We start from the raw sequence: 1,000 nt of genomic DNA, 5'->3' as shown, positions 1-1,000 counted from the left end.
TTTTATCTCGCCATTGTTCTGGCGTGGCTATTGTCAGGTTAGCGAACGCTGTTCCTGATGGTGAGTATCGAACTTCCGGGTCTTGTCCTACCCGACCAAGGATAATCACCTTATTTACTCCTCTGCTTGCCATTTATGCCGCCTGTTTTAGTTCATTAACTCTGATGTTCATTACCTGAACGCATTTAGCCTGCGCATCCTCATTGCCAGCCATTAATTGCCAGTCATGCTGATAACGTTCTATGAGTTTTTTCTTGTCAGTTTCTGTCGATGCATAATCGCTGAAGTCTTTCAGGATTTGTTCGCAGTCAACCGATGGAGATTTCTGGTTGGTATTTTCTGGTGATGGTTGATTGCCAGATGCTGGCATTGCCCATCCCGGCAGCGATGGAGGGGACCAGTAAAATCCTGTTCCATCCTTCAGTTTTGCCCTGTGCCATCCCTGCTTTTTATCGAGAGATGTTTGTGCGAAACCTTCCTCAAGGTTATACAGATACCGACCGATTCCCCACTGAACGGCAGCACGCTTCATTGCACCGGAACGACCACCTTTGACGGCTTCTACCTGCGTGTTTTCAGCAGCATCCCATTTGGTTACCCATTCGGAATCAATCTTGATTGATATGCCGCATTCAACGCCGCCGTTGTTGGGAATATCGCGGTATTCATTGCGCCATCCCGCTTTGCCACAAACATCGTCAAGGCGTTTCATGATTGCCCGGTTCGTGACATAAGCCAGCACCATAGCCCACACTTTGCCATCGCGTGTTTTACCGCTTTGCTGTATTCGCCATTCGATATCTTCAGGGCTGAATGGCTCATCGAATTTATTCAAATCCATAATTCACCTCAGAATGGACATGGCCCAAGGAAATAACGCTGGTTTAATACTTCGACTCTGGACAAATTAAGGCATACCCGCATTCCTTCGCGGTCACCATTATGGCGATACCAGAGAGCTTTCTGCGTGTACATGCGCCTCTGTAACTTGCTCTCCTTC

Annotated in this window: 2 protein-coding genes; both read right to left on the bottom strand. The window is 47.7% G+C overall.

Annotation, left to right across the window (positions count from 1 at the left end; all coding sequences use genetic code 11):
• A partial coding sequence (gene ssb, locus D9742_RS22785) for a single-stranded DNA-binding protein (protein ID WP_130238322.1) occupies positions 1 to 133 on the bottom strand: 133 nt, incomplete at its 3' end.
• Complete coding sequence (locus D9742_RS22780) at positions 134 to 841, bottom strand: Rad52/Rad22 family DNA repair protein (RefSeq protein ID WP_000365283.1); 708 nt, start codon at positions 839 to 841, stop codon at positions 134 to 136. It lies immediately after the preceding gene.
• Positions 842 to 1,000 lie beyond the last annotated feature (159 nt).

It is taken from the genome of Escherichia sp. E1V33 (genome assembly GCF_004211955.1).
Taxonomy (GTDB): domain Bacteria; phylum Pseudomonadota; class Gammaproteobacteria; order Enterobacterales; family Enterobacteriaceae; genus Escherichia.
Note: the sequence above shows the minus strand (reverse complement) of the source record. Positions and strands in the feature narration are given on the sequence as shown.

What these genes read in the sequence shown, in the direction of transcription:
- D9742_RS22780 (WP_000365283.1), bottom strand. Translation starts at nt 841, where the DNA reads ATGGATTTGAATAAATTCGATGAGCCATTCAGCCCTGAAGATATCGAA.